A 21,829-nucleotide genomic window follows, 5' to 3' on the forward strand; every position below is an offset into this window, starting at 1 on the left:
CTCGCATTGCCGCAGGTTCTGCGCGTAGGGTGTCTTCTGCGCATTGTGCTCACGTGCGCGCAAGACCGGGACGGACGCTGGGGGTGGGATGCGCTTCGCGACGCGGCTCCTGCTGGCGCAGCTCGCGACCGTCGCCGCCGTCGTCGCGGTCTGCGCCGTCGTGTTCGGGTGGCTGGGGGTCCGCCAGCTGCGCGAGGAGTCCGAAGCCGCTGCGCTCAACATCGCCCGCACGGTCGCCGAGGACGGGGACGTGAAGGCGCTGGTCGCCGAGCTCTCGGCGGACCCCGGGACTCCGGATGCCGCGGATCTGCGCGGCGGGCCGCTCCAAGCGATCGCGGCGGACGTCACCGAGCGCACCGATGCCCTCTTCGTGGTCATCACCGACGATCACGGCATCCGTCTCGCCCATCCCACCGAGGCGCTCCTCGGCGAGGTCGTCTCCACGCCGTTCGCGGAGGTGCTCGAGGGCAACGAGGTCGTCGACTGGGAGGTGGGCACGCTCGGCGAGTCCGCGCGGGCGAAGGTGCCGATCTACCCCGAGGGCGAGGGCGCGCCGGTCGGCGAGGTGAGCGTCGGCTTCGAGCCCGCGAGCGTCTTCGACGACCTCCCGGCGCTGCTCGCGACGATCGCCGTCGCCGCCGTGGGCGGCGTCGCGCTCGCCGCGCTGGCCACGCTGCTGCTGCGGCGGCGGTTCGAGCGGCTGACCCTGGGCCTGCAGCCCGAGGAGCTCGTCGCGCTGGTGCAGAACCAGGCCGCGGTCCTGGAGGGAGTCGGCGACGGCGTCCTGGCGCTGTCGCCCGACGGCCGGGTGCAGGTCTGCAACCAGGCGGCGGAGCGGATGCTCGGGCTCGACGAACCGGTCGGCCGCCGGTTCGAGGAGCTGCCACTGCCCGACGCAGTCCGTGAGGCGGTCAGCGGGGGCGCGTCCGCCGTCGAGGCGGTGGTGGGCGACCGCGTGCTGTACCTCGACACCCGCCCCGTCGTGCGCGGCGGACGCGCGCTCGGCCGGATCGTCGTGGTGCGCGACCGCACCGACGTGGAGGCGCTGGCCGGGCGCCTGGAGACCGTGCGTGCCATGACCGAGGCGCTGCGGGCGCAGCGGCACGAGTTCGCGAACCGGCTGCACGTGGCATCCGGTCTCATCGATGCGGACCGCGTCGACGAGGCGCGCAGCTTCCTCAGCGACCTCACGGAGCGCGGCGCGGTGGACTTCGGCGTGGCCGGCCTCGAGCGCGTGCCGGATGCGTTCCTCACGTCGCTCATCGGCGCGACCGCGGCCACGGCCCGGGAGCGCGGCGTGAGCGTCCGCATCTCCGACGACACGCTCCTGCTGAGCGAGGTCGTGGCGGCGGAGGACGTGGCCGCGATCCTCGGCAACCTCGTGGGCAACGCCGTGACCGCGGCGGTCGACGGATCCGGGCCTGCCTGGGTCGAGATCGCGCTGTTCGGCGACGAGGATGAGCTCGTCATGACCGTGTCGGACTCCGGCCGCGGCATCCGCCCCTTCGGCGCCGACCCGTTCGCGCGCGCGGGCTTCCGCGACCCCGTCGAGGCCGACGCGGACGACGGGGCCGGCGACCGCGTCCACGGTCACGGCTTCGGACTGCCGCTGTCGCGCGATCTCGCCCGGCGCCGCGGCGGGGACGTCTGGGTGATCGACGCCGGCGGCGCGCAGTCGGGCGCCGTCTTCGGGGCGAGGATCCCCGGCGCGCTGCGCGCCGGACGGAACACGGATGAGGAGGAGAACCGGTGACCGGATCCATCCACGTGCTCGTCGTCGACGACGACTTCCGCGTCGCGGGACTGCATCGCGACATCGTCGCATCCCGCCCCGGCTTCACCGCGCTGGCTCCGGTGCACTCGCTGGGCGCGGCGCGGCAGGCGCTGCGGACGCAGCGTCCCGACCTGCTCCTGGTCGACGCCTTCCTCCCCGACGGTGACGGCGTCGACTTCGTCGCCGGCGTCGACACCGACGCGTTCGTGCTGTCGGCGGCGACCGATGCCGCCACCGTGCGCCGGGCCCTTCGCGCGGGTGCGATCGCCTACCTCGCCAAGCCGTTCGACGCACGCGCGCTCGCGGACCGGCTCGACCGCTACGCGCGCATGCGCAACCTGCTCCTCACCGACCGTCCTCTCGAACAGGAGCAGATCGACCGGGCGCTCATGATCATGCACGGCGGCGCGGAGCCGGCGACGGTGGCGCGATCGGCGACGGAGCAGCTGATCCTCGAGGGCCTCGGCGACAGCGAGGCCTCCGCGTCCGAGGTCGCCGAGCGGGTGGGGATCTCCCGCGCGACCGCCCAGCGTCACCTCGCGGGCCTGGCGAGCCGCGGGCAGGTCGAAGTCCGGCTGCGGTACGGCACGACGGGCCGGCCGGAGCACCGGTATGTCGTCGCAGGCGGTTGACGCGCGACGGGGGTGGACTCATCCGCGCAGCAGGGCTCGCAGCGTCTGGATCGTGTCGGCCTCGTCGGGCCGCTTGTCTGGCCGGTAGCCCTTGACCCGCGCGAAGCGCAGGGCGACGCCGCCCGGGTAGCGCGGCGAGCGCTGCACGCCGTCGATGGCGATCTCGACCACCGTGACGGGACGCACGTGCACGGCGGAGGGCGAGCGATGGGTCTCGATCGCCGGGAAGTGCTCGGTCTGCCACCGCAGCGTCGCGTCGGTGAGGCCCTTGAACGTCTTGCCGACCATGACGAAGCCGCCGGGCTCGCCGAACTCCCCGGTCGGGTCGAGTGCGCCCAGATGGAGGTTGGAGAGCAGCCCGGTGCGGCGGCCCGAGCCCCACTCCACCGCGAGCACCACGAGGTCGTACGTCAGCACCGGCTTCACCTTCAGCCAGCTCTTGCCACGGCGCCCCGCCGCATACGGCGCGTCGACGGCCTTGACCATGATGCCCTCGTGACCGGCAGCGAGAGCCTCGCGCGAGAACTCCTCCGCCCGCCCGGGGTCGCTCGTGACGATGCCCGGCATGCGCGCGTCGCCGGCGATGCGCGCGAGCTCGCCCAGCCGTGTCTCGAGGGGCTCGTCGATGAGATCCCGGCCGTCGACGTGCAGGATGTCGAAGAACCAGGGTCGCAGCACGACCGCCTGGGCGGACTCGGCGCCGAAGGCGTCGGCCGTCTCGGAGCCGAAGCGCGCCATGGTGTCCTGGAACGGCCGGGGGCCGCCGTCCTCGTCGAGCGCGAGCGTCTCGCCGTCGAGGATCACCCGCCGGGCGGGGAACGCCCGCACGACGTCGACGATCTCGGGAACGCGGTGCGTGATCTCGGCGAGGCTGCGCGTGTACACGTGCACCTCGTCGCCGTCGCGATGCACCTGGATGCGCGCACCGTCGAGCTTGAACTCGACCGACGCCGCGGCCTGCCCGCCGGCACCGCCGATCGACTCGAGCGCGGCCGTCGGAGACGACGCGGTGGCCGCCAGCATGGGCAGCACGGGCCTGCCGACCGCGAGCCCGATGGCGGCGAGGTCGGCGGGAGTTCCGGCCAGGGCCACGCGGGCTGTCGCGCCGAGATCGCCCGACAGCATCGCCGCGCGGCGCACCGCCGGCGCGTCACGGTCGGACGCCTTCGCGATGGCGTCGAGCAGCACGCCTTCGAGCGCGCCGGTGCGGAGCTCGCCGAGCATCACGCGCTGGAGGAAGTCCCACTCCCCCGCCGTCGCGCGGGCCGCGAGCGCCTGCAGCTCGCCGCGTCGCGCCGCCACCGATCCGGGTCCGTCGGAGCCGGCGAGCCGGCTCAGCGCCGCGTCGACGTCGAGGATGCCGAGCGAGGGAGCGTCGGCGTGGCCGACGTCGAGGTCGCTGAGGCCGCGCCACCCGACGCCGAGCCGCCCCTGCCTCGGGCTCGCGACCAGGAACCCGATCGCGGGAGCGACCTCGTCGGGGTCGAGTTCGCGCACCACCGCCGCGAGCGTGGCCACCTTGGCAAGTCGCGACGACGTCGCGGCCACCGCCTCCGTCGCGAGGACGAGATCGTTGAGCAGCACCCCCGCATTGTCGCACCGTCCTCCGACAGTCGCCGCGCGCATCCGCGCGGACGCTTCCTCGGGTGTTCTTCCGCTCGTCACCTCCCGCGCCTAGCGTGGAGGCGGTATCCCCACCGTCACAGGATCTCGCCCCGAAGGAGCCCCGATGTCGACTCGACTCCGCGGCACGCTCGCCGTCGCCGCCGCTCTCGCCCTCGCCGCCACCGGCGCGGCACCCGCCGTTGCGGCCCCCGGATCCCCGGGTCGCCCCGTCCAGGACGAGACCCTGCGGGTGGCGACCTTCAACCTCTCGCTGAACCGCGCGAACGCCGGCGACCTGGTCACGGATCTGTCCACCGGCGCGAACGCGCAGGCGCGGACCGTGGCCGAGATCATCCAGCGGGCGGATCCCGACGTCGTCCTCCTCAACGAGTTCGACTACGTCGAGGGCGGCATCGCGGTCGACCTGTTCCGCGAGAACTACCTCGAAGTCGGCCAGCAGGGTGCCGACCCCGTCGAGTATCCCTACGCGTTCGTCGCGCCGTCCAACACCGGCATCCCGAGCGGGTTCGACCTGAACAACAACGGCGCGGTCGGCGGCGGCGACGACGCGTTCGGCTTCGGCGCCTTCCCCGGCCAGTACGGGATGGTCGTGCTCTCGAAGCATCCGATCGTGGCCGACGACGTGCGCACCTTCCAGGGCTTCCTCTGGAAGGACATGCCCGGCGCTCTCCTGCCCGACGACCCCGCGACGGCCGCGCCCGCCGACTGGTACTCGCCGGAGGAGCTCGCGGTGTTCCGGCTGTCGAGCAAGTCGCACTGGGACGTCCCGGTGCAGGTGGGCGATCAGACCGTCCACGTGCTCGCATCCCACCCGACGCCACCCACGTTCGACAGCACGGAGGACCGCAACGGACGCCGGAACCACGACGAGATCCGGTTCTGGGCCGACTACGTCACCCCGGGCCAGGGGCGCTACATCTACGACGACGAGGGTGTGCGCGGCGGCCTCTCACCCGCCGAGTCGTTCGTGATCCTCGGCGACCAGAACGCGGACCCGCTGGACGGAGACTCGGTCGACGCCGCGATCGACCAGCTGCTCGGCAACCGTCGCATCCAGGATCCGCTGCCGGCGTCGGCGGGGGCCGTCGAGGCGGCCGCGCTGCAGGGCGGCGCCAACGCCACCCACCGCGGCGACCCGCGCTTCGACACCGCCGACTTCGCCGACACGGCACCGGGCAACCTGCGCGCGGACTACGTGCTTCCCTCGCGTAAGCTCGGCATCGCCGACGCGGGGGTGTTCTGGCCCGTGCAGGCCGACCCGCTGTCGGCGCTGACCGGCGTCTTCCCCTTCCCGAGCAGCGACCACCGCCTGGTGTGGGTCGACCTCGAGGTCCCGCGTACGGGACGCTGACCGGTTCGTTCAGGTCGCGGCGGTCGCCGCGACCTGAACGAACCGCTCGTACGCCGCCGGGGACTCCTCGGCCACGATCGCCCGGAGCACCACCTCGTCGACGTGAGGACGGTACGCCGCGAGGCCGTCGGCGACGGCGTCCGGACGCAGCACCGTCGCGCCGGCGTCGATGCCGAGCCGCTCGAGGTTCGCCGCATACGCCGGAAACCCCGCGTAGCGCGCCGTCTCGGCCTCCAGCCGCGGGATCGCCGCGTCCTCGACAGCGGTCCGCACGTACAGCGCGACGTGGGCGTCGGACGCGAGCCCGTGGGCTTCGGCCGCCTGTTCGCGCGCCGCCTCGGGCGTGAGCCAGCTCAGGAGCAGACCATCGGATGCCGTGGCCCCGAGCCGCCGCATCCGCGGGCCCAGCGCCCCGACGACGACGCGCGCGCGGGAGCCCTCGCGGAGCGCGGCGGCGGCGTCGCGCACCCGCGCGAGCGCGCCGACGGCGCCCGCGCCGGAGCCGATCCCCAGCACGAGCCGGTCGGCGGGCAGATCCAGCTGGGCGACGCGCTCGAGGATCTGCGCGGGCTCGCGCCGGTCGACGGGAAGCACCCCGGTCGCGAGGACCAGACGCTCCGACGCGCGAGCGGCCGCGGCGAGCACCTCCAGTGCATCGGAGCCCGGGGTGTCGTTGACCCACAGCGCGTGGAAGCCGGCGGCCTCGATCTGCGGTGCGAGGCGCGCAGCGAGATCGGCGCCGGCGGCCGCTGCGATCCCGATCGAGACGCGCGCGCTCACCGCCCGCGCTCCACGAGCCGGGCGACCTCTCCTGCGGCGGCGTAGAACTCCGGCATGCCGGTGCGCGACGCAGGGAGCAGGACCACCTCGTCGACGCCGGCGTCGAAGAACGCGCCCGCACCCGCCGCGACGGCCGCGGGATCCCCCCACAGGGCGCGCTCGGCGGGGTCGGGCTTGTCGCCGACGTCGGCGATCGCGCGGGCCTCGGCATCCGCCCCGAACGCCGTCACCACGTACGCGACGATGTCGTGCTCGCCGGACCGGCCCGCGGTCATCCGCGCATCGCGGATCGCCGAGATGCGCTCGGCGACCTCCGTCGCGGTGTGTCCGGAATCGAGCACGGTGCCGTCGGCGACCTCTCCGCTCAACCGCACCGTCTTCGGACCCTCGGCTGCGGCGTACACGAGCGGCGGCGTCGCCGGCGGGTAGTCCAGCTGCACGCCGTCGAGCCGGACGTAGCGGCCGTCGACGTCGACGCGCTCGCCGGCAAGCAGGCTGCGCAGGGCGGGCACGTACTCGCGCATGAGCGAGAGCGGCGAAGAGACGCGCGCGCCGACCTGACCCATCCACGGCAGCACCCCGTGACCGACGCCGGGCAGCAGCCGGCCGGGGAACAGCCGCTCGAGCGTCGCGATCTCCATCGCCGTCGCCGCGGCGTTGCGCAGCGGCATCGGCGCGATGCCGATCCCGACGCGCAGCCGGTCGGTCCACGCCAGTGCGGCCCCGACGGCGGCGAAGGCGGACAGTCGGAAGCAGTCCTCCCACACCCACAGCTCGGGGACGCCCGCGCGCTCGGCCGCCAGCACCGCGTCGCGGAACTCGTCGGGGGTGTGCGTGTAGGGGTTGAAGATCGCGCCGATGCGGGTCATGGACCCACTCTGGCAGGCGGCGCCGACACCGCGCGATCACGCGGGCGGACAGCGCAGGGTCTACAAGCATCCCTGCCGGTTCGCAACCCGCTCCCGACGCGTCGAGGACCACGTGCATCCTGGGCACATGGCACGGATCGGGACGTCGGGCTGGGTCTACCCGCACTGGCGAGGTGTGCTCTACCACGGGGATCAGCGGGGGTGGCTGGACCAGTACGCCGCCGAGTTCGACGTCGTGGAGCTCAACGGCAGCTTCTACCGCTGGCCCGCCGACGCGCGCTTCGCCGCGTGGCGCGACCGGCTTCCCGAGGGGTTCGAGATGGCGGTCAAGGCGCCGCGGGGGCTGACCCATGCCCGGCGGCTGCTGGAGCCCGAGGTGTGGATCGATCGGGTCACGCGGGGCATGCACGAACTGGACGGGCGACGGGGCCCGCTGCTGGTCCAGCTCCATCCCGCGATGGAGCGCGACGACGCGCGGCTGGACCACTTCCTCTCGACTCTCCCGGCGTGGATCCGGCCCGCGATCGAATTCCGCCACCCGTCGTGGGTCGACGAGAACGTCTTCGGGATGCTGGAACGCCACGGCGCCGCCTACTGCGTCATGAGCGGGGCGCGGCTGCCGTGCGTCCTGCGGGCGACCGCGCACCTGGTCTACGTGCGCCTTCACGGCCCGGACCACAGGCACCTGTACCGCGGCTCGTACTCGGATGCCGACCTCGCGTGGTGGGCCGAGCGCATCCGCGAGTGGGAAGGCTCGGGTCACGAGGTGCACGCGTACTTCAACAACGACGGCGAGGGCCACGCGGTGCACAACGCGCGCACGCTGCGGAGGCTCCTGTCGGCGTGAGCCGCCGGCGCTTCCCGGCGCGGGGACGGGCTCCTCGCCGGCCGGACGACGAGAGGCGCCGTGCCCGACGGCACGGCGCCTCTCGGCCTGAGGGTCCGCTATGCGGCCGCCGCGAACGCCGAACCGGCTGCGACGGACAGTCCGTCCGCTGCGGCATCCACGGTGACGGTGCCGCCGTCGGCCAGCGCACCCGTCACGAACAGGTCCGCGATGCGGTCGTCGACCTCGCGCTGGATGAGCCGGCGCAGCGGGCGCGCGCCGTACTCGGGCTCGTAGCCGTGCTCGGCCAGCCACGCCACGGCGCCGTCGGTGACGATGAGGTCGACCTCGCGCCTGGCCAGACGCGACTCGGATGCCCCCAGCAGCAGGCGGACGATGCGCTCGAGCTGCGGCTTCTCGAGCTTGCGGAACAGCACGATCTCGTCGATGCGGTTGAGGAACTCGGGTCGCATCGCCTCGCGGAGCTTGCCGAACACGCGATCGCGCAGATCCTTCTCCGATCCGAAGCCGGTAGGACCGCCCCCGTCGGGGAGGAATCCGATGGCGCCGCCGCGCGAGGCGAGGAACTCCGAGCCGAGGTTGGACGTCATGACGATCACGGTGTTGCGGAAGTCGATCGTGCGGCCCTGCCCGTCGGTGAGGCGCCCGTCGTCGAGCACCTGCAGGAGCAGGTTGAACACGTCGGGGTGCGCCTTCTCGATCTCGTCGAACAGCACGATCGAGTACGGGTTGCGCCGCACGCGCTCGGTGAGCTGGCCGGCCTCGTCGTAGCCGACGTATCCGGGAGGAGCGCCGACCAGCCGCGACACCGTGTGCCGCTCGCCGAACTCGCTCATGTCGAAGCGGATGACGGCGCCCTCGTCGTCGAAGAGACTCGCCGCGAGCGCCTTGGCGAGCTCCGTCTTGCCGACGCCCGTCGGGCCGAGGAAGAGGAACGACCCGACCGGGCGCCGGGCGTCGCCCATGCCCGTGCGGTTGCGTCGCACCGCCTTGGCGACGGCGGTCACCGCGTCGTCCTGGCCGATCACACGGCCGTGCAGCTCGTCCTCGAGCGCCGCGAGACGCTCCCGCTCGGTCTCGGTGAGGCGGTTCACCGGAATGCCGGTCGCACGGCTGATCACCGCGGCGATCTCCGGCTCGTCGACGATCGCGTCCGCGCGGGTCGCGGCGCCGGCAGCGGTCGCCCGCTCGATCCGCCCCTGCACGTCGCCGATCTCGTCGCGGATGCGCGACGCCTCCTCATAGTGCTCGGCCGAGACGGCGGCGTTCTTGTCCGCCTCGAGGGTCGCCAGCCGCTCGATCAGACCGCTCACGTCGACCTGGGCGCCCAGGCGCAGCCGCAGCCGCGCACCGGCCTGGTCGATGAGGTCGATCGCCTTGTCGGGCAGGACGCGCTCGGTGAGATAGCGGTCGCTGAGCTCGACGGCGGCCCGCAGCGCCTCGTCGGTGTACACGATGCCGTGGTGCTCCTCGTACGCGGACTTGAGGCCCCGCAGGATGAGCACGGCGTCCTCGATCGAGGGCTCGCCCACCTTCACCGGCTGGAACCGGCGCTCCAGCGCCGGGTCCTTCTCGACGAGGCGGTACTCCTTGAGCGTGGTCGCACCGACGAGGTGGAGGTCGCCGCGCGCGAGCCGTGGCTTGAGGATGTTCCCCGCGTCCATGCCGCCGTCACCGGCGCCGCCCGCACCGACGACGGTGTGCACCTCGTCGATGAAGACGATCAGCTCGCCCTTGCGGGCGGCGATCTCGTCCATCGTCTTGGTGAGGCGCTCCTCGAAGTCGCCGCGGTAGCGCGTGCCCGCGAGCATCGCGGGCAGGTCGAGCGAGACCACGCGCCGGCCGAGCAGCTGCTCCGGCACCGCGCCGTCGACGATGGCCTGGGCGAGTCCCTCCACGATGGCGGTCTTGCCCACGCCGGCCTCGCCGACGAGCACGGGGTTGTTCTTGGTGCGGCGGCTCAGGATCTCGATCGTCTGCTCGATCTCGTCGGCCCGCCCGATCACCGGGTCGAGTTCGCCGGCCGCGGCGCGAGCCGTCAGGTCGGTGCCGTACGCGGCGAGCATGGGGGTGCCGGATGCCGCGGCATCCGTCTCGTCATCGCCGTCGGGTGCCGCGGACGGCGACACCGTCTCGCGGGCGCCCTGCGTGAGCGCCTCGGCGGTCACGCCGGCCCGTGCCAGCACCTGACCGGCAGGGGTGTCCTGCGCCAGCACCAGCGCGAAGAAGAGGTGCTCGGGGTCGACGTACGTCGAGCCGGATGAGCGCGCCACCTGGAAGGCGTGGAACAGGGCGCGCTGCACCGACGAGGTGACGACGGCCCCGTCGACGTCGGCAGCCGCCGACGCCGCGGGGAGGCGGTCCTCCGCGGCGCGCACGATCGCCGCGACGTCGGCGCCGATGCGACGGACCGCGTCCCGGGCCGGGGGCTCGGAGACGAGGACGCGCAGCACGTGGAGGGCGTCCAGCTCGTGCTGTCCGCGCTCGAGCGCGTACCTGCCGGCGCGCTGGAGGAGCTCCTGCGTGCGGGCGCCGAGGTACCGGCTGAGATCGATGGAGCGCTCTGCGCGCGCACGCTCCCCCGCGAGGTAGCGTGCCAGGAACTCGTCGAACGAGCTCTCCTCGCCGCCGGCCTGTGGGGTGAAGTCTTCGGGCATTCCGTCTCTCCTGAACTTGAGTGGACGAGTATCAAGTCTTGAACTTGATACCTGCGATGTCAACTTCAACGCGAGCTCGGGCGCGGGCTATTCCCGGCGGTGACGGCTCAGTCGCGCCCGCTGGGCGGGCCGAGGATCAGCAGCACCACGAAGAGCGCGATCACCGCGAGCGCGATGAGCGCACCGAGAACCCACGGCCGCCGCAGGAACCAGCGCATCAGCCGGTCGAACCAGCTCGCGTCCCGCGGGTCATCGGTCGCCTCCAGCCGCCACGCCCCAGCCAGCCGTCCGGTGCGCTGCAGCCACAGCTCGGTCGGGATCGTCGCATAGGGGATCACGGCACTGACGAGTGCGACGGCGGTCGGGGCGACCCGCCACCGGTTGTTCAGCGCGACGAGGACGACCGTCGCCGCGTACGACAGGAAGATGAAGCCGTGGATGCCGCCGCCGATGGTGACGCCCGGCGCCCACCCCGTGGCGGCACGGGCGATGAGTCCGGCGATGAGGAGGGTCCAGGAGACGGCTTCCGCGATGGCGAGGAAGCGGAACAGCGAATGCGGGTTGCGAAACACACCTTCAGCGTAGCTGAAACTCCTTCAGGTTCCCTGAAGCCGTGTGGGGCGGTCCAACCCGTAGGGCTCCTCATGGAGTCCCTCGAGCGCGGTGGCGAGTTCCGGCGCGCCCTCCGCGAGGGCGGCGTCGAGACTGGCCAGTCGCTCCTCGGCTGCCCGAAGCACCGCGCCGCCACGGTCGGTGACGCGAAGATCGGACGCCGCTCCGGCATGCGCGGTGGCGTCGGCGACGAGTCCGGCGTCCACGAGGGTCTGCACGGCGGTGTGCGCGGACTGCACCGTGATCTGAGAGCGGCGGGCGAGCTCGCTGAAGGAGATGCCCGGGGTCACGTCGATGTGCGCGAGCAGCCCGTACTTCCTGGTGGTGAGCCCGAGGTCGCGCAGCTGGGCGCCGAGGTGCTGGTCCCACACGCTCGCCACCGTCAGCAGCGCGATGACGGGGCTGAACGGACGCTCGGACACGGGCTAAATGCTAGCCCCCGGCGCGTCCGAGCGCCGCTCATCCGCGGCCGGGCGGCCGATCCATCCCACGCGGCGACCGCTACCGTGGGACGGTGACGTTCTCGATCGACGGTCTGCGGCGGTGGCCCGACGTCGAGGCTCCCGATCTCCTGGCGGCGGATGCTGCGGACCGGCTGCTCCTCGACGAATCGGCCGCCGCCCGTCGCAGAGCCGACGCCGGCGAGCTCGTCGTCATCGGCGACGGCTACGGCGCCCTCACGCTGGGCGCAGCGGCCGAGGGGGCGCGCGGCGTCCGCGTCCACCAGGACCCGCTCACCGGCGAGCGGGCACTGGCCGCCAACGCCGCGCACTGCGGCCTGGGTGACGCCTTCTCGTCGCTGCCGCTGGACCCGGAGCTGGTGCGCGACGCGCGGGTCGTGCTGCTGCGCCTGCCGCGCTCCCTCGACGCCCTGCGCGACATCGCCGGGCTGCTCGCGGCGCACGCGGCCCGCGACGTGGAGGTCTACGCGGGTGGGCGGGTGAAGCACATGTCGCTCGCGATGAACGACGTCCTGCGCGAGCGATTCGCACGGCTGGACGTCAGCCACGCCCGTCAGAAGTCGCGGGTGCTCGTCGCTCGTGAGCCCCGCGGCGGCGCAGACCCAGAGCCCCGGATGCAGGTGCACGACGGCCTCGTCGTGTGCGCGTTCGGCGGCGCGTTCGCCGGCCCCTCGATCGACATCGGCACCCGGTTCCTCCTGGAGCATCTCCCCCTCGTAGACGATCGCGCGTCGCCGGCCATCGACTTCGCCTGCGGCACCGGCGTGATGGCCACCGCGCTCGCCCTGCGCAATCCAGGGCTGCGCGTGCTCGCGACGGACCAGTCCGCCGCCGCCGTGGCATCCGCCCTGGCCACGGCGGCCGCGAACTCCGTCGCGGACCGCGTCGAGGTGGTCCGCGACGACATGCTGCGTTCGCGGGCCGACCGCAGCGCTGCCTTCATCGCCCTCAACCCGCCCTTCCATTCCGGCTCAGCGGTGCACGAGGGCATCGCCCCGCTCATGTTCGCCGAGGCCGCCCGCGTGCTCCAGCCGAGCGGGCGGCTGTGGGCGGTGTGGAACTCCGGCCTGCGGTACCGCTCCGCACTCGAGCGCATCGTGGGCCCGACGACGCAGATCGGCCGGAACGCCAAGTTCACGGTCACCGCGTCGACGCGACGCTGAGGTCTACTCGTCCGGCGACGGCTCGGGCGCGGGCGTCGGGCCGAACAGCACCCACTCGCCGGCCGCGCACTGGTAGAACTGCACCGTCACGGTGTCGATGAAGACGTCTCCGTCCGTCGCGCAGGCGTCCGCGTCCGGTTCCGACGTGCCGAGCAGGACCTGGGTGCCGGGCGCACCCTGCTCCCCCTGCTCCCCCTGCTCCCCCTGCTCCCCCTGCTCGCCTTCCTCGCCCTGCTCGCCCTGCGGGCCGGCGGGGCCCTGGGCGCCCTCCGGGCCCTGCTCGCCGCTGAGGTTCTCAGCCGCCGCGTCCCGCAGGTTCGCCACGAAGGACCAGTCCTCCTGGAACAGATACAGGTCCGCGGTCAGGATGTCGATGTACACATCGCCTTCATACCCCTTGCCCGACTCCGGCGGTCCCGAACCCGCCCGCACGGCGGAGCCCGCCGGCAGCACGTCGGCGAGCACCTCGTCGTACTCGGGCGTCGCGATGGTGGCGGAAGGCGACGGGGCGGGGTCCGCCGTGTCGACGCTCCTCGCCAGCCACGACCCGAGGAAGGCGGCGAAGAAGGACAGCAGCACGAACGCGAGGCCGAACCAGATCAGCGTTCCGCGCGTCACCGGCGCGGCGGTGGCCGCGTCGCCCTTGGATCCCGAGTCCATCTCCACGGCCCACTCCCCATTCCACCGCGTGCGACACCGGTTCGCAGGCTCCCACAGCCCGCGTCGATGTGACCACTGTAGGAACGCGGACGGCCTCGTGTCACGCGTTCGGCCGAATTCGCCTCCGGGCGCGTGCCGGCGCCGAGCGGGCGCCCCGTCAGCGCACCCCGTTGGCCGGCTCGTAACGCTCCGGCACGATCTCGAGCTCACCTTGGCCGGCGGTGAGCGAGCGCAGGTCGAGCACGTACCGGCGCAGTTCGGAGTCTGGGACCGTCGCCCTGATGCGGGCGCGGCCGTCGTCGCTGCGCTCGGTGGAACCGACGCGAGCCCTGCGGCCGGCGAGGTCGGTGAGAACCGGGCCCTGCAGTGTCGCCGGGACGGTGACGGTCACCCTCGAGACCGGCTCCAGCAGCACGGTGCCCGCCTGCGCCAGTGCCGCCTTCACCCCCAGCGATGCCGCCGTGCGGAACGCCATCTCGGACGAGTCGACCGAGTGCGCTTTGCCGTCGTAGAGCTCCACGCGCACGTCGACCACTGGATGCCCCTGCGGCCCTCCCGTCGCCAGCGCGTCACGGGCACCCCTCTCGACGGCGGGGATGTACGAGCGGGGTACGGCACCGCCCACGACGGAGTCCTGGAACTCGAACCCGCCGCCGGGCGCCAGCGGCGAGACGCGCAACTGCACGATGGCGAACTGCCCGTGACCGCCCGACTGCTTCTTCAGCTTGCCCTCAGCGCTGGCCGTGCCCGCGATCGTCTCCCGGTAGGCGACCGGCGCCGGCGAGGTCTCGACGTGCACGCCCAGCACGCGGGCCAGTCGCTCGACGGCCACCGCGACGTGCGTGTCGCCGAGGCCCCGGAGGACCGTCGCCCCGCCTGCACGATCGACCACGAGCGTCGGGTCGTCCGATACGAGCCGCGCGAGCGCGGTCGTCAGCTTCGCGTCGTCGGACTGCGAGACCGGCTCCAGGCTCACCGCGTACACCGGATGCCGCTCCGGCAGGCGCCTCGGCCGCGCACCGGTGCGCGGCCTGCTCCACAGCAGCGAGCCCGACGGCGTGCCGGCGAGCTTGGCCACCGCGCCCACGTCGCCGGCGCGGAGAGCGTCGGCAGGGAGGTGCTCGGCGCCGCGCAGCCGGAACAGGGCCGGCATCCGCTCGTCCGCACCGGTCGTCGCGTTGTGCAGCCGGTCCCCCGGCCGGAGCACCCCGGAGAGCACCTTGAGCATCGCGACCTGTCCGACGAACGGATCGGCCAGCGTGCGGAAGACATGCACCAGCGGCTCGCCGGCCGCGTCGATCGCGACCGCCTGCTCGGTACCGCCCTCGCCGTCGTCGTCGACGCCGATGCGGATCGACCCGTCTCTCGTCCCCGGCGCGGGAGCGAGCTCGCAGAGCAGATCCAGCACGCGGTCGACGCCGGCCTCCGAGCCGGCGGAGCACAGCAGCACGGGGACGGCCTCGTTCGCGGCGACCTCCTTCGCGAGGGTGCGGCCGAGCTCGCGGGCGGACGGCTCGTCGCCGTCGAGGTACGCCTCCAGCTGGGCGTCGTCGTGCGACACGATCTCCTCGGTCGCATCCTGGTGGAGCCGGTGCTCCTCGTCGGCGATGTCAGCGGGGATGGGCTCCTCCTGATGACGACCCCCCTCGTCGTACACCAGCAGGTGCTCGCCGAGCACGTCGGCGATGGCATGGAAGCCCTGCTCCTCGCCCACGGGAAGCTCCAGCGGCACGAGCCGCGAGCCGAACGTGCTCCGCAGCTCTCCCAGCACGCGGCGGAAGTCGGCGCGCGCCCGGTCCTCCTGCGTCACGACGACGATGCGCGGGACACCGGCCCCCTCGGCGGCCGCCCACGCCGCCTTCGTGCCCGCCGTCACGCCGTCCACGGCGCTGACGGCGACGACGGCGACGTCGGCGACGGACAGCGCGGCGTCGACCGCGCCGATGAAATCAGGATGCCCCGGCGTGTCGGCCAGCGTCAGCGCGGTGCTGCCGCCCTCGGCCGCCCACACCAGGTACGCCAGCGACAGTCCCAGCGACACGCCTCGCGCGGTCTCCTCGGCCTCGAAGTCGCACACGGTGGTGCCCTGCTCGACGCTCCCCATTCTCGGGATCGCACCGGCGCGGTGCAGCAGGGCCTCGGCGAGTGTCGTCTTGCCGGCGCCGCTGGCCCCGATGAGCGCGACGGTGCGATGTGTGACAGGGGACGCGGCATCCACGAAGACCTCCCGCGACGGTGCGGACTCACGACTAGGTCCATCGTGTCGGGGAAGCCGCGACGGCGCCAGATGGCGATCGGTCGAGGGGAGATATGACCGGGGGGCCGACGCGAGAATGTCGGCACCCCCGGTAGCCGCAAGCTCGGGACTCGCGGCCGGGGCACCGGACCGGGGCTCCGGCGTCATCCCCCATTGAAGAGACACCGCACCGGGGTGTCTATTACGCGACTTCGGGGAGTTCGTCGGCGGGACCGGAGCGATCCTGTGAAACACCTGTACGGCGCGCCTCGCGCGAGGATCGCGAAAAATGCCGTGTCCACTCGGTATGGTGGCACCGGGTCGATCCCCGCACATGTTCGGCCGCGTTACGAAGGCATCCCCAGTGCCGAGCCCCTCCCCAATGGGCGTGTGACAACGCTGCGGGGGACGCCCAGGTCCCTCGGACGCTACAGGCTCTATCTGCAGCGTCCGAGGGACCCTCCTATGCGCCGGGGGGTGCGCACGGGGAAGGTCGGCGGCGTAGCCCCAGAGATTCCCCAGTCGGCCGAGGAGAGGTCATATTCCCAGGACCTCGCTCCCCGCCCGGCCGCAACACTACCGTGTCCCCCATTCGGGGGACAATGCGCTGCACGCGAAACGCCCCGGCATCCCCCACCCGAGGGTGAGGAACGCCGGGGCGCTCGTGACTGTCCGGAGGCCGGCCAAACGGCGATTCACCCGCCGCGGCCCGGGGGTGATCTAGAAGTCCCAGTCCTCGTCTTCGGTGGCCTCGGCCTTGCCGATGACGTACGACGAGCCCGACCCCGAGAAGAAGTCGTGGTTCTCGTCGGCGTTCGGCGAGAGAGCCGACAGGATCGCCGGGTTCACGTTCGTGACCGTGGCGGGGAACATCGCCTCGTAGCCCAGGTTCATGAGGGCCTTGTTGGCGTTGTAGTGCAGGAACTTCTTGACGTCCTCGGTGAGACCGACGCCGTCGTAGAGGTCCTGCGTGTACTGCACCTCGTTGTCGTAGAGCTCGTACAGCAGCGAGAACGTGTAGTCCTTGATGTCGTTGCGAGTGGCCTCATCGACCCTCTCGAGCCCGCGCTGGAACTTGTAGCCGATGTAGTAGCCGTGCACGGCCTCGTCGCGGATGATGAGGCGGATGAGGTCGGCGGTGTTGGTGAGCTTGGCGCGGCTCGACCAGTGCATCGGCAGGTAGAAGCCCGAGTAGAACAGGAACGACTCCAGCAGGGTCGAGGCGACCTTGCGCTTGAGGGGCTCGTCGCCTCGGTAGTACTCCATGACGATCTGAGCCTTCTTCTGAAGGTTCTCGTTCTCCACCGACCAGCGGAACGCCTCGTCGATCTCCTTCGTCGAGCACAGGGTCGAGAAGATCGACGAGTACGACTTGGCGTGCACCGACTCCATGAACGCGATGTTCGTGTAGACGGCCTCCTCGTGCGGGGTGAGGGCGTCCGGGATCAGCGAAACGGCGCCGACGGTGCCCTGGATCGTGTCGAGCAGGGTGAGCCCGGTGAACACCCGCATGGTGAGGGTCTGCTCCTCGGGGGTGAGCGTGTTCCACGACTGGATGTCGTTGGACAGCGGCACCTTCTCGGGCAGCCAGAAGTTGTTGACGAGGCGGTTCCACACCTCGAGGTCCTTGTCGTCCTGGATGCGGTTCCAGTTGATGGCCTGGACGTGATCCAGGAGCTGGAGCTTCTCGCTCATCTTTCCTTCTTCTCCGAAAGTCTCAGGTCGGATCACAACGTGCACGAGACGCACTCGGACATGTCCGTGCCCTCGAGCGCCATCTGCCGCAGACGGATGTAGTAGATCGTCTTGATGCCCTTGCGCCAGGCGTAGATCTGGGCCTTGTTGATGTCGCGCGTCGTGGCGGTGTCCTTGAAGAACAGCGTCAGCGACAGCCCCTGGTCCACGTGCTGGGTGGCGGCGGCGTACGTGTCGATGACCTTCTCGTAGCCGATCTCGTAGGCGTCCTGGTAGTACTCCAGGTTGTCGTTCGTCATGAACGCGGCCGGGTAGTAGACGCGGCCGAGCTTGCCCTCCTTGCGGATCTCGATCTTGGCCGCGATCGGGTGGATCGACGAGGTGGAGTTGTTGATGTACGAGATCGAGCCGGTGGGCGGCACCGCCTGCAGGTTCTGGTTGTAGATGCCGTGCTGCTGGATCGACGCCTTCAGCTCGCGCCAGTCGTCCTGCGTCGGGATGTGGTGACCGGCGAACATGTCCTTCACCTTGTCGGTCGCCGGGACCCATGCCTGGTCGATGTACTTGTCGAAGAACTCGCCGGTCGCGTACTTGGAGTCCCAGAAGCCGTCGAACACCTCGCCACGCTCGATGGCGATCCTGTTCGACGCGCGCAGCGCGTGGAAGAGCACCGAGTAGAAGTAGATGTTCGTGAAGTCGACGCCCTCTTCCGAGCCGTAGTGCACGTGCTCGCGCGCCAGGTAGCCGTGGAGGTTCATCTGCCCGAGGCCGATCGCGTGCGAACGGTCGTTGCCGTCCTCGATCGAGCGGACGGAGCGGATGTGACTCTGGTCGCTGACGGCGGTGAGGGCGCGGATGCTGGTCTCCACCGTCTTGGCCAGGTTGCCGCCGTCCATCGCGAGGGCGATGTTGAGGGAGCCCAGGTTGCAGGAGATGTCCTTGCCGATCTGCGCGTACGAGAGGTCCTCGTTGTAGGTCGTCGGCGTGTTGACCTGGAGGATCTCGGAGCACAGGTTGGACATGTTGATCCGGCCCTTGATCGGGTTGGCCTTGTTCACCGTGTCCTCGAACATGATGTACGGGTAGCCCGACTCGAACTGGATCTCGGCCAGCGTCTGGAAGAACTCGCGGGCGTTGATCTTCGTCTTCTTGATGCGCGGGTCGTCGACCATCTCGCGGTACTTCTCGGTGACCGAGACGTCACCGAAGGGCTGGCCGTAGACGCGCTCGACGTCGTACGGCGAGAAGAGGTACATGTCCTCGTCGTTCTTGGCCAGCTCGAAGGTGATGTCCGGCACCACGACGCCGAGCGACAGCGTCTTGATGCGGATCTTCTCGTCGGCGTTCTCGCGCTTGGTGTCGAGGAAGCGCATGATGTCGGGGTGGTGGGCGTTGAGGTACACCGCGCCGGCACCCTGACGGGCGCCCAGCTGATTGGCGTAGCTGAAGCTGTCTTCGAGCAGCTTCATCACCGGGATGATGCCCGAGGACTGGTTCTCGATCTGCTTGATCGGAGCACCCGACTCGCGGATGTTCGACAGCAGCAGGGCGACGCCGCCGCCCCGCTTGCTCAGCTGGAGGGCGGAGTTGATGCCGCGCGCGATCGACTCCATGTTGTCTTCGATGCGCAGCAGGAAGCACGAGACGAGCTCGCCGCGCTGCGCCTTGCCGGCGTTGAGGAACGTCGGGGTGGCGGGCTGGAACCGGCCGGAGATGATCTCTTCGACCAGGTCGGTGGCCAGCTTCTGGTCGCCGTCGGCCAGCGCCAGCGCCGTCATGACGACGCGGTCCTCGAAGCGCTCGAGGTACCGCTTGCCGTCGAAGGTCTTCAGCGTGTAGCTCGTGTAGTACTTGAAGGCGCCGAGGAACGTCTCGAAGCGGAACTTCTTGCCGTACGCGAAGTCGTTCAGCTGCTGGATGAACTCGAACGGGTACTTCTCGAGCACCGTCGGCTCGTAGTACTCCTTCTCGACCAGGTAGTCCAGGCGCTCCTTGAGGGAGTGGAAGAACACCGTGTTCTGGTTCACGTGCTGCAGGAAGTACTCCCGTGCGGCGCGCTTGTCGGCGTCGAACTGGATCTTCCCGTCGGCGTCGTACAGGTTGAGCATCGCGTTGAGGGCGTGATAGTCCATGCCCTCGAACCGTGCCTGAGTCTTGAAGTCGCTCTGCGTCAGAGTTTCCACCATCGTTCCAATCCCGCGTTCACGCGTTCCACATCTTCAGGCGTGCCGAATACCTCGAGCCGATACAAGTGCGGCACGTGGCACTTGCGGCTGATGATTTCGCCGGCGAGACAGAAGTGCTCGCCGAAGTTGGCGTTCCCCGCGGAGATCACTCCGCGGATGAGGCGCCGGTTGCGCTCGTCGTTGAGGAACCGGATGACCTGCTTCGGAACGGCGCCCTTCTCGACTCCCCTACCCTGGCCTCCGCCATAGGTGGGAGTCACGAGGACGTACGGCTCGTCGACCACGAGCGACGGATCCGTCGTGTGCAGAGGGATCCGGACCGCCCGGGCGCCGAGCTTCTCGATGAAGCGTGCGGTGTTGCCCGACACGCTGGAGAAGTAGACCAGCAGCGGCGCGTCTGTCGCGACGCGCTGCGTCACGACGGACATCGGTCAGCCCAGTCGCGAGGCGAGCTCGTCGATCTTGTCGGGACGGAAGCCCGACCAGTGGTCCTCATCGGTGATGACGACCGGCGCCTGGAGGTAGCCCAGCGCCTTGACCTGCTCGAGGGCCGCGGGGTCCTCCGAGAGGTCGTGGATCTCGTACTCGATCCCCTTGGAATCGAGCGCCCGATAGGTGGCCGTGCACTGCACGCACGCGGGCTTGGTGTAAACCGTGATCGCCATGTCGATTCCGTCTCCTCAGTGCTTCCCCCGGTGGCATCCGGTGCGATTCCCGGTAGTCCCCCCACCGGGAGTCCAATACTACATATGGGTACCGACATCCGATAGCACCACAAGGGCTAGTAGTTACATCCGTGTGATTTTCCACCGTTCTCCCCATGTACAACACAGGTTGTCCACCGATCCATCCACAGCGGACGAAGCCTGGAAAACGCCTGGATCCCCATGCTTTCCCGGCCCCTGCCGCCCGTTCCTCCACAGCGGCGATGCCGCATCGGCGACCGGCATCGGATTCGCCTGTGGAGAGCCGCCTCGGCGTGTCGTCGGCGTGTCGTCGGCCGGGCCGCGCATGACGTAGCGTTTACAGGTGGCCGGCTACCGGGAACTCCTGCGCACTCCCGGGGTCGCCCGTATCATCGCCGCCCAGCTGACGGCACGATTCCCCAACGGGATGATCAGTCTCGTCATCCTGCTGCACATCGAGGGGATCACCGGTTCCTACGGCGCGGCGGGCGTCGTGCTGGCGGCGGTCTCGATCGGACAGGCCCTCGCCGGTCCCGTCACCAGCCGCTGGATGGGCCGCTGGGGCATGCGGCGCGTGCTCACGCTGACGACCGCGGTCTGCGCAGCATCCCTCTCCGCCATCGCGTTCCTCGTCGTCCCGGTGCCCGTCTACATCGTGCTCGGATTCCTCGCCGGCGCCTCGACCCCGCCGATCGTCGCCGCGGTGCGCACCATCTACGCCAAGATGGTGAACTCGACGCAGCTGACCGCGCTCTACTCGCTGGACGCGTCGCTGCAGGAGGTCATCTGGATCCTCGCCCCGGTGCTCATCACCTTCGTCGCCACGCAGGCCGGCACCGTCGTCGGGCTGGTGCTGGTCGTGGTGATCCTGGTGTCGGGCGGCACGTGGTTCATCCTCTCCCCCGAGGTCGGACGCGTCCGGATCCCGCGCAGCAAGAGGTCGTTCGGCACGGTGCTCACGCGCCCGGCGATCCTCATCGCCACGGTGATCGGCTTCCTCCTCATCGGCTCGTTCGCCGCCGTGGAAGCCGCCGTGGTCGCGACCTTCGATCACGGCGGACTCCAGGCGGGACTGGTGCTGGCGGTCTTCTCGGTCGGCAGCCTGATCGGCGGCTTCGCGTTCGGCCACCTGCCGATGGGGTCCTGGGCGATGGCCCGGCGGCTGACGGTGGTGACGCTCGGGCTCGCCCTGACGGCGCTGTGGCTGAACGTGTGGTGGATCGGAGCCACGCTCTTCGTCGCGGGCATCGGCATCGCTCCGGCGCTCGCCGTGCTCTCGGCGGTCACGACGGCGAGCGTGAAGTTCAGCGACACGGCCGAGGCGTTCGGGTGGGTCGGCACCGGGCAGCTCATCGGCGCGGCGGTGGGCTCGGCGGTGGCGGGGTTCCTCATCGACGGCCCCGGCGGCGTGGCTGCGGCCTACATCGCCGCGGCGGCGTTCTGCGGCCTCGCGCTCACGGTCGCCATCGCCTTCGTCCGTGGCCTCCCCGATCTGCGCGTGCGGGGCGCGAGCCCGATCCCCGACACCGAGCCGGTCAGCACGATCGGCTGACGTCCAGCCTGCGCACCGGCCGCGTCCGCCCTTCCGTCACGT

Annotated in this window: 18 protein-coding genes; 6 read left to right on the forward strand and 12 right to left on the reverse strand. The window is 71.0% G+C overall.

Annotated elements, in window-relative coordinates; genetic code table 11:
- The first annotated feature begins 88 nt into the window (after positions 1-88).
- Positions 89-1,753, forward strand: coding sequence for a sensor histidine kinase (locus V6R91_RS19235; RefSeq protein ID WP_336396524.1), 1,665 nt, complete (start codon positions 89-91; stop codon positions 1,751-1,753).
- Positions 1,750-2,406: a response regulator gene (locus V6R91_RS19240; protein ID WP_336396525.1), complete on the forward strand. Its 657-nt coding sequence runs from the start codon at positions 1,750-1,752 to the stop codon at positions 2,404-2,406. The genes V6R91_RS19235 and V6R91_RS19240 overlap by 4 nt, the downstream gene beginning before the upstream one ends.
- 18 nt (positions 2,407-2,424) lie before the next feature.
- Here V6R91_RS19240 and V6R91_RS19245 read toward each other — a convergent pair whose 3' ends face one another.
- Positions 2,425-3,990: an ATP-dependent DNA ligase gene (locus V6R91_RS19245; RefSeq protein WP_336396526.1), complete on the reverse strand. Its 1,566-nt coding sequence runs from the start codon at positions 3,988-3,990 to the stop codon at positions 2,425-2,427.
- 145 nt (positions 3,991-4,135) lie between these two features.
- On the opposite strand from V6R91_RS19245, the gene V6R91_RS19250 reads away from it, so the two are divergent.
- Positions 4,136-5,383 carry an endonuclease/exonuclease/phosphatase family protein gene (locus tag V6R91_RS19250; RefSeq protein ID WP_336396527.1) on the forward strand — a complete coding sequence of 416 codons (1,248 nt, stop codon included), beginning with the start codon at positions 4,136-4,138 and terminating at the stop codon, positions 5,381-5,383.
- Positions 5,384-5,392: 9 nt separating this feature from the next.
- On the opposite strand, the gene V6R91_RS19255 is transcribed toward V6R91_RS19250, so the two are convergent.
- Both V6R91_RS19255 and V6R91_RS19260 read right to left on the reverse strand, forming a co-directional pair.
- Positions 5,393-6,163 (reverse strand): LLM class flavin-dependent oxidoreductase, encoded by a 771-nt coding sequence (locus V6R91_RS19255; RefSeq protein ID WP_336396528.1) that lies wholly within the window; start codon positions 6,161-6,163, stop codon positions 5,393-5,395.
- Positions 6,160-7,032, reverse strand: coding sequence for an LLM class flavin-dependent oxidoreductase (locus V6R91_RS19260; RefSeq protein ID WP_336396529.1), 873 nt, complete (start codon positions 7,030-7,032; stop codon positions 6,160-6,162). The genes V6R91_RS19255 and V6R91_RS19260 overlap by 4 nt, the downstream gene beginning before the upstream one ends.
- Before the next feature lie 127 nt (positions 7,033-7,159).
- Here V6R91_RS19260 and V6R91_RS19265 point away from each other — a divergent pair, with 127 nt between their 5' ends.
- Complete coding sequence (locus tag V6R91_RS19265) at positions 7,160-7,879, forward strand: DUF72 domain-containing protein (RefSeq protein ID WP_336396530.1); 720 nt, start codon at positions 7,160-7,162, stop codon at positions 7,877-7,879.
- 98 nt (positions 7,880-7,977) lie between these two features.
- Here the strand turns inward: V6R91_RS19265 and V6R91_RS19270 are convergent, their stop codons facing one another.
- The 3 genes from V6R91_RS19270 to V6R91_RS19280 form a co-directional block, all read right to left on the reverse strand.
- Positions 7,978-10,536 (reverse strand): ATP-dependent Clp protease ATP-binding subunit, encoded by a 2,559-nt coding sequence (locus V6R91_RS19270; protein ID WP_336396531.1) that lies wholly within the window; start codon positions 10,534-10,536, stop codon positions 7,978-7,980.
- Positions 10,537-10,643: 107 nt separating this feature from the next.
- A complete protein-coding gene (locus V6R91_RS19275) occupies positions 10,644-11,108 on the reverse strand; it encodes a DUF3817 domain-containing protein (RefSeq protein ID WP_336396532.1) in 465 nt (154 codons plus the stop codon).
- A gap of 24 nt (positions 11,109-11,132) precedes the next feature.
- The gene (locus V6R91_RS19280) at positions 11,133-11,570 is read right to left on the reverse strand and encodes a MarR family winged helix-turn-helix transcriptional regulator (RefSeq protein WP_336396533.1); all 438 of its coding nucleotides are present in this window, start codon (positions 11,568-11,570) and stop codon (positions 11,133-11,135) included.
- Positions 11,571-11,662: 92 nt separating this feature from the next.
- On the opposite strand from V6R91_RS19280, the gene V6R91_RS19285 reads away from it, so the two are divergent.
- A complete protein-coding gene (locus V6R91_RS19285; protein WP_336396534.1) occupies positions 11,663-12,772 on the forward strand; it encodes a class I SAM-dependent methyltransferase in 1,110 nt (369 codons plus the stop codon).
- A gap of 3 nt (positions 12,773-12,775) precedes the next feature.
- Here the strand turns inward: V6R91_RS19285 and V6R91_RS19290 are convergent, their stop codons facing one another.
- The 6 genes from V6R91_RS19290 to nrdH form a co-directional block, all read right to left on the reverse strand.
- Entirely contained in the window at positions 12,776-13,438 is a 663-nt protein-coding gene (locus V6R91_RS19290; protein WP_336396535.1) for a hypothetical protein, read from the reverse strand.
- A gap of 151 nt (positions 13,439-13,589) precedes the next feature.
- On the reverse strand, positions 13,590-15,650 hold the full coding sequence (locus V6R91_RS19295) for an elongation factor G (protein ID WP_336396536.1): 2,061 nt from the start codon (positions 15,648-15,650) through the stop codon (positions 13,590-13,592).
- A 738-nt stretch (positions 15,651-16,388) separates the two neighbouring features.
- The gene (gene nrdF, locus V6R91_RS19300; protein WP_336396537.1) at positions 16,389-17,363 is read right to left on the reverse strand and encodes a class 1b ribonucleoside-diphosphate reductase subunit beta; all 975 of its coding nucleotides are present in this window, start codon (positions 17,361-17,363) and stop codon (positions 16,389-16,391) included.
- A gap of 32 nt (positions 17,364-17,395) precedes the next feature.
- Complete coding sequence (nrdE, locus tag V6R91_RS19305) at positions 17,396-19,549, reverse strand: class 1b ribonucleoside-diphosphate reductase subunit alpha (protein WP_336396538.1); 2,154 nt, start codon at positions 19,547-19,549, stop codon at positions 17,396-17,398.
- On the reverse strand, positions 19,534-19,977 hold the full coding sequence (gene nrdI, locus V6R91_RS19310) for a class Ib ribonucleoside-diphosphate reductase assembly flavoprotein NrdI (RefSeq protein ID WP_336396539.1): 444 nt from the start codon (positions 19,975-19,977) through the stop codon (positions 19,534-19,536). The genes nrdE and nrdI overlap by 16 nt, the downstream gene beginning before the upstream one ends.
- A gap of 3 nt (positions 19,978-19,980) precedes the next feature.
- Positions 19,981-20,214, reverse strand: a complete 234-nt coding sequence (gene nrdH, locus V6R91_RS19315) for a glutaredoxin-like protein NrdH (protein WP_336396540.1) — start codon at positions 20,212-20,214, stop codon at positions 19,981-19,983.
- A 364-nt stretch (positions 20,215-20,578) separates the two neighbouring features.
- Between nrdH and V6R91_RS19320 the strand changes: the two genes are divergently transcribed.
- A complete protein-coding gene (locus V6R91_RS19320; protein WP_336396541.1) occupies positions 20,579-21,787 on the forward strand; it encodes an MFS transporter in 1,209 nt (402 codons plus the stop codon).
- Positions 21,788-21,829 lie beyond the last annotated feature (42 nt).

Source organism: Microbacterium sp. CCNWLW41, assembly GCF_037083505.1.

Excerpts from the sequence above, each read along its gene's own strand:
- V6R91_RS19235 (WP_336396524.1), top strand. The coding sequence starts at position 89 with ATGCGCTTCGCGACGCGGCTCCTGCTGGCGCAGCTCGCGACCGTCGCC.
- V6R91_RS19250 (WP_336396527.1), top strand. The coding sequence starts at position 4,136 with ATGTCGACTCGACTCCGCGGCACGCTCGCCGTCGCCGCCGCTCTCGCC.
- V6R91_RS19260 (WP_336396529.1), bottom strand. The coding sequence starts at position 7,032 with ATGACCCGCATCGGCGCGATCTTCAACCCCTACACGCACACCCCCGAC.
- V6R91_RS19265 (WP_336396530.1), top strand. The coding sequence starts at position 7,160 with ATGGCACGGATCGGGACGTCGGGCTGGGTCTACCCGCACTGGCGAGGT.
- V6R91_RS19270 (WP_336396531.1), bottom strand. The coding sequence starts at position 10,536 with ATGCCCGAAGACTTCACCCCACAGGCCGGCGGCGAGGAGAGCTCGTTC.
- nrdF (WP_336396537.1), bottom strand. The coding sequence starts at position 17,363 with ATGAGCGAGAAGCTCCAGCTCCTGGATCACGTCCAGGCCATCAACTGG.
- nrdE (WP_336396538.1), bottom strand. The coding sequence starts at position 19,549 with ATGGTGGAAACTCTGACGCAGAGCGACTTCAAGACTCAGGCACGGTTC.
- nrdI (WP_336396539.1), bottom strand. The coding sequence starts at position 19,977 with ATGTCCGTCGTGACGCAGCGCGTCGCGACAGACGCGCCGCTGCTGGTC.
- nrdH (WP_336396540.1), bottom strand. The coding sequence starts at position 20,214 with ATGGCGATCACGGTTTACACCAAGCCCGCGTGCGTGCAGTGCACGGCC.